The following is a 6,031-nucleotide window of genomic DNA, read 5'->3' on the forward strand; positions in this document are numbered from 1 at the left end:
CGACACTTCTCCGACTCTCTCCATTGAATACACGTTCCACTGCCTTTCTCTTAATTTCGAAAGGGGTCTTCTTATTTTTCTTACTCATTGTTATCGTCTCCCGGACTCGTTCTTGTTTATCATTCTTCCGGTTAAAACAATTGTAGCAGTCCATGGCGTTCCACAGCGCAATTCCTGGAACCCCCACCCCCGGCAGTGAACCTCCACCCAAACTACAACCTCAATAAAACCCAAAACAAAAACACAAAAAAAATAGGCCCAAAAACCAGGCCCATAAAAAAACTTAACTATAGCTCTTAATAGAATCCAACAAATACTTAACAAAAGCCTCACGGTCAACATCTTCCAACACCTCAACCGAGTTCTTCTCCTCAGCATAAACCCGACGGTCCGGATAAGTCATACCTCTAAATTGATCGTTAGTAGTAGCAACATCGATCGAATAATTAGTGCTCTTAGTAAACACATCAGGATTCAACATTGAAATAACCGCACAAGCATCATGAATAGGGATCTTAGTCATACCTTTTTCAAGTTCGGCGCTAGCGTAAAAGTCCAAAATAGAACTAGCCATTACTCCGACTTCGCCAAGGTCTTTGATCGATTTGATCTCGTCCATTGTCATGTATGCTTTATTTTCTGTTAAATTCAAACCTGATAGCACAACGTCAACGCCAGAGTCGAAGACGATTTGTGCTGCTTCTGGATCAACGTAAGCATTGAATTCAGCAGCTAATGTGATATTTCCTTGTAATGTCGAACCACCCATTACATAGATCTTGTCGATCTTATCGTGGATCTCAGGGAAAGTCTTTAATAATAACGCGATATTAGTTAATGGAGCAGTAGCTACGATATCAACTTTATCGTCGCTAGCTACCAATTTGTCATGAATGAAAGTTACTGCATTTTCACTAGCTAGTGGATATGAGTCACTTTCAGCAGGGAAGTCGTAACCTTCCATACCTGTCTTACCGTGGATCTCGCCGGCTGTTTCGATTTCTTTAACTAATGGCTCAGCTTGACCGGATGCTAGTTCAGCGTTTGAACCTAAGAAAGTCAAAAGCTTCTTAGCATTTTGTGTCACATAATTCAAAGTAACGTTCCCACCAACAGTAGTTACCCCAATAACTTCTGCAATTTCAGGATGGGCAAGTAAAACAGTTAATGCAATGGCATCATCAATACCGGGATCGCAATCCATAATAACTTTTTTCACTATTTGTTTACCTCACTTTGTTGTGTATTTTGTAACTTTTCTGGTAACTTTTGCAGTGCATGCAAGAATCCTCTTCGCTCAAAAGCACCTAAACTGGATAAAATACGTTGATCATTTTCCTTCATGAAGTCGTCAATATTGCCTTGGAGTCGAAGTGCTTTATCCAAAACAATGATCTTTTTCAGACGAGAGTCAGATTCGACCGATTCACGCTTGATTAATTCCTTCTTCTCCATTATTTTGAGAATGTTAGTAGCGGTGGATCGTCTAATATTGAATTCTGCTTCAAGATCTTTTTGAAAAACGTCCTCGTTTGCAGGTACACTAGTCAAGAAGTCTATGATCTGAACTTGAGTACCTGTTAAATCGTAATTAGATGCAAAATCGTTAACACTGCGAGAAATCTCATTTGATGCTACCTTGATCAAATGAGCAATATTACTCGACATAGGTATCCTCCCTTGATTCCCCATTATGTTTCCATCTAAAATTATATCATGCTAGTATGAAAATATGCGAAAGGATGACTGAAATGCTTATAAATGAAGATTGGTATAAGGAATTAAATCTTGGCAATATTCAAAAAATCGAACCAGTTTCTGGTGGTGATATTAATTTAGCATTCAAAGTTACCACAGACGACGGCAGATATTTTCTAAAAGTGCAAACTAACAACGATAAAAGTTTTTTTGACCATGAGATCGAGGGCTTGAACTTGATCAATAGTGTGGCAAATGCTCCAAAAGTTATTAAGGCGGGGACTTTTGACGGGAATGGCTATTTAGTTTTGCAATACGTCGACTTTGGTCAAGGGTCGCAATACGACCTAGGTCAACTAGTCGCAAAGATGCATTCAAAACACGCAGAGCGATTTGGATTGGATCACAATATTTTGAATGCGAAAAATCCGAAGATCAATACGTGGCAAAGGAACTGGGGCGATTTCTTCGTCAAGCAACGACTTGAAGTGTTGGAGATCGAGGTCAAAAAGAAGGGTTATTGGAATGCCTTTCGTGAGAATTTAATGAGTCAATTGAAGACGACTGTTTACGAATATTATTCCGCAAATCCCGTGAAACCGAGCCTAATCCATGGAGACCTTTGGAATGGCAATGCTGGTTTTGAAAAAGACGGCAAGCCAATTTTATTCGATCCAGATGTTTTCTTTGGTAATCGAGAAATGGATATCGCGATGACATTGTTATTCGGTGGCTTTAATCAAGACTTTTACGACGGCTATCAAAGTGTTTATCCACTGAAAAAAGGCTGGGATAAACGAGTAGCTTGGTATCAAGTTTATTACTTGTTAGCTCACGTTAATCTTTTTGGGGAAAGTTATGGTCCAAGTTTGGAAAATGCACTCCAGCAAAGTTTCAATTTCTAAAATATTGTTACCGCAATCATTGAACTTATAATTATATGTGTATTATTTGATAATCGAGAAACATTCTTTGTAATTATCATTTTGCTACCTTATATTGAGAGTAGACAAATAGAGATGGGAGATTCTAAAATGGCAAATATTTTAGTTTTAGGTGCTAACGGACAAATTGCCCAATTAGCAGAAAACATTTTTTTAGATTCAACTGGAGATAATTTGAAGTTGTATCTAAGAAGATCAGACAGATTGCAAGACAAAGCTGCCTCATTTGAAGATCGAGTAGAGTTGATCGACGGTGACGCAACAGATATCGACAAACTCGTCGATTCAATGAAAGACATCGACATGGTTTACGCCAACTTAGCTGGTGGCAACATCGAAGAACAAGCTAAGGACGTAGTAGAAGCCATGCACCAAGCTAACGTCAAGAGATTAGTATGGATCTCAACCCTAGGAATTTACGATGAAGTCCCAGGCAAATTCGGTGAATGGAACAACAAGACACTAGGAAGCTACATCACAAATTATGCAGCTGCCGCAAAAATAATCGAAGACTCAGACCTAGACTACACAATCATCAGACCAGCCTGGTTAACAAACAAAGACGAAGTAGACTACGAAATCACACAAAAAGGCGAAGAATTCAAAGGAACAGAAGTATCCCGTAAATCAATCGCCCAAATAGTAGTAGACATCGCTCAAGTACCAGACAAATACAGCCGTGAATCAATCGGGGTTAATAAAGCTGGAACAGATGGGGATAAACCCTCATGGTACTAAAACCATAAAGCAGGAAAAAACAGCTGCTGAGGATTAAAACACAGAGAGTGGAAGCACACGGGTAGCTGCTGAGGATTTAGGGACTGTCGGCACCCAAGGTGCGGCGAAGCCGTGCCTGCCGACAGTTTCTAAACCGGAGGCCGCTGTGTGCTGGAACTCGTTTTCGCATACTTGAGGATAAAAGTAAAAAGCACTATCCAAACCACTGCAAGTTTAACCAGCAGAAATGGATAGTGCTATTTTATTGCTGCAAGTTTGAGAATATAAAAATTAATATCAAACATACACATGACCATCCCAAAAACTGATACCATTGTGCATCAGAACTGTTTTTTAGCATTCTTGAAAGTAAAAAAGCACAATCCAAAACCACTGCAAGTTTAATCAGCAGAAATGGATAGTGCCATTTTATTGCCGTAAGTTTGAAAATATAACATAAGACAGTTACCACTAACTAAAAAATTATATTATCAATTTAAAACTATGATCTTCCAAGATCACTTTTATTCAAAACCCCAAACAATAAGGAAGAAACAAAACCAATTCTCCCCGTTATAACGCCATCAACGAAAATTAACAAATCCAACAACATCAACAAAGCAACCCCTTACAAACAAATTTCATAAGAAATTTTAACTTACGAAAAAAAATTTTTTCTGTTATATTAATCAACCGTTGCAGTCAAACGGAGGTTAATTATGAGTTCTATCGATAAAAATTCTATTCAAACAAAGCTAGAACATCCATATTTAGCATTAATGGGTGTTCTGATCGGTGGTTTCGTGGGGATGCTAAGTGAGACATCACTAAACATTGCTTTGCCATCAATTATGAAGGCTTTTTCTATTGAAACTGGTACTGCACAATGGCTAGTCACAGGTTACATGCTAGTTATCGCGATTGTTCTACCTCTTTCAAGTTTATTAACAAAACATTTTTCAACTAGGGGATTAGTTCGTTTCGGACTATGGATCTTTATTATTGGATCGGTCATCTCAGCTTTGGCCATGAACTTTGCCATGTTATTGGCTGGTCGAATGATCCAAGGTATCGGAACAGGTATTATTTTGCCATTAATGTTCTCGATCGCCATGCGGATTTTTCCACCTAACAAATTGGGTGCCGCATTAGGTGTTGCCGCATTAGTTATCATGTTCGCCCCAGCTATCGGACCTACTTTAGCTGGATTATTACTAGGTGTTTTATCATGGAGAGCAATTTTCTGGTCATTTATCGTCTTCTTTATCGTTGCTTGGCTCTTTATGGAAAAAAATCTGACAAACGTCTTTGAAGTTCCGAAGCCAAAAGTTGATTGGTTAGCCATTTGCTTATCAACTATCAGTTTCGGATTGATCGTTTTCGGAATTAGTTTCTTAAGTAAAAACATGCCAGTTGCTATCGTAGCCTTAGTAGTTGGATTAATTTTCTTAGTTATTTACATCAGACAACAATTGAAAGCTGATACACCAACTTTGGATTTTGCTGTGTTAAAAACACCAAGATTCGTTACTGGTTCGATCTTAGTTATGATCGATTTTGGTATCACACTTTCAGCCATGTACTTGTTACCAATGTACTTACAAAACGGACTAGGCATTGCCGTTGCTTTAACTGGTGTCATCATGTTACCAGGTGGTATCGTTAACGCCATCACATCATTTTTAGCAGGTCGTGCATACGATAAGATCGGTGCTAAGATCATGTCTAGATTAGGCTTTTTGATCTCAGTTATCGGTTCAATTATGTTCATTTTGAGTAACTCAAATAGCTCAATTGCATACATCATCATTGCCCACATCATCTTAATGATCGGTGTGCCAATGGCTATGTCACCATCACAAACTTATGGTTTGAATTCACTAGATCAATATCAATCAGCTGATGGTTCAGCTATCATCAATACGTTCCAACAAGTTATCGGAGCCGTTGCTACTGGTATCGCAACTATCTTATTGAGTACTGGTCAAGCCAACTATATGGCTAACGGTGGACACTCAGAGGCTTTAGCATTTACCCAAGGTGCTCACTACGGATTTACTTTCACACTGATCTTAGCTATTTTAGGTTTCTTGATTGCCTTTAGAGTTAAAGATCGTGGTGGAGACCAAATTAAAAAATAGTCTTATTAAACCTTTAAGAACCATTTAGCTCACTTTGTATTTATGCTAAAATGTGTGAGTTGTATTAATTTTAAATCGATTGATACGTTTTCAAGATGTTTTACTTAAAAAATATGTTGAATAATCTTGGCTATCCATTTATAATGGTATGGTTGATATTAAGAAATTTAAAGAAAGGGAGGAGGGATTTCAGATGTCACAAAATACACATAAAGGTATGACAGGTCACCGCCGTCCCGTTAATGCCGCAAACACAGACAGTCGTAAGGCACAAACACAAAAGGTTATCGAGTTTTTAAAGAGTCGCGATGAAAAAGCTGCTAAATAATTAATTTTTGCAGATGATTATATAAGGGCAAAACCTAGTTTTGGGTTTTGCTCTTTTTTTTCTACGTCTTGTCAATAGTAATGTTGTTAATTCAATGATTCATAAATATGAATACAAGATATTAGTTCAGTGACGAGGGTTTTCACCACCAAACTAATGCCTTAGTCTTGTTATTTTAGTGATTTTAAGTAAGCCAAATAAAC

At 38.0% G+C, this 6,031-nt stretch carries 6 protein-coding genes; 4 read left to right on the plus strand and 2 right to left on the minus strand.

The genetic code is table 11. From position 1 onward, the window contains the following. Window positions 1–283: 283 nt before the first annotated feature. Both EKM69_RS11935 and EKM69_RS11940 read right to left on the minus strand, forming a co-directional pair. Complete coding sequence (locus tag EKM69_RS11935; protein WP_125711310.1) at window positions 284–1,219, minus strand: nucleoside hydrolase; 936 nt, start codon at window positions 1,217–1,219, stop codon at window positions 284–286. Further along, window positions 1,219–1,668, minus strand: coding sequence for a MarR family winged helix-turn-helix transcriptional regulator (locus EKM69_RS11940; protein WP_125711312.1), 450 nt, complete (start codon window positions 1,666–1,668; stop codon window positions 1,219–1,221). Before EKM69_RS11940 ends, EKM69_RS11935 begins: the two co-directional genes overlap by 1 nt. An 83-nt stretch (window positions 1,669–1,751) precedes the next feature. On the opposite strand from EKM69_RS11940, the gene EKM69_RS11945 reads away from it, so the two are divergent. From EKM69_RS11945 to EKM69_RS12615, 4 genes are all read left to right on the plus strand, one after another. Continuing rightward, window positions 1,752–2,603 (plus strand): fructosamine kinase family protein, encoded by an 852-nt coding sequence (locus tag EKM69_RS11945; protein ID WP_125711318.1) that lies wholly within the window; start codon window positions 1,752–1,754, stop codon window positions 2,601–2,603. A gap of 129 nt (window positions 2,604–2,732) precedes the next feature. After that, complete coding sequence (locus tag EKM69_RS11950) at window positions 2,733–3,380, plus strand: SDR family oxidoreductase (protein ID WP_125711314.1); 648 nt, start codon at window positions 2,733–2,735, stop codon at window positions 3,378–3,380. Window positions 3,381–4,078: 698 nt separating this feature from the next. Continuing rightward, window positions 4,079–5,500 carry a DHA2 family efflux MFS transporter permease subunit gene (locus EKM69_RS11955; RefSeq protein WP_125711316.1) on the plus strand — a complete coding sequence of 474 codons (1,422 nt, stop codon included), beginning with the start codon at window positions 4,079–4,081 and terminating at the stop codon, window positions 5,498–5,500. A gap of 193 nt (window positions 5,501–5,693) precedes the next feature. After that, on the plus strand, window positions 5,694–5,828 hold the full coding sequence (locus EKM69_RS12615) for a hypothetical protein (protein WP_263853858.1): 135 nt from the start codon (window positions 5,694–5,696) through the stop codon (window positions 5,826–5,828). The last annotated feature ends 203 nt before the right edge of the window (window positions 5,829–6,031 follow it).

The sequence above is a fragment of the Companilactobacillus zhongbaensis genome, from assembly GCF_003946515.1.
Lineage (GTDB): Bacteria > Bacillota > Bacilli > Lactobacillales > Lactobacillaceae > Companilactobacillus > Companilactobacillus zhongbaensis.

Coding starts and splice junctions, on each gene's coding strand:
- EKM69_RS11940 (WP_125711312.1), bottom strand. CDS start 1,668: ATGTCGAGTAATATTGCTCATTTGATCAAGGTAGCATCAAATGAGATT.
- EKM69_RS11945 (WP_125711318.1), top strand. CDS start 1,752: ATGCTTATAAATGAAGATTGGTATAAGGAATTAAATCTTGGCAATATT.
- EKM69_RS11950 (WP_125711314.1), top strand. CDS start 2,733: ATGGCAAATATTTTAGTTTTAGGTGCTAACGGACAAATTGCCCAATTA.
- EKM69_RS11955 (WP_125711316.1), top strand. CDS start 4,079: ATGAGTTCTATCGATAAAAATTCTATTCAAACAAAGCTAGAACATCCA.
- EKM69_RS12615 (WP_263853858.1), top strand. CDS start 5,694: ATGTCACAAAATACACATAAAGGTATGACAGGTCACCGCCGTCCCGTT.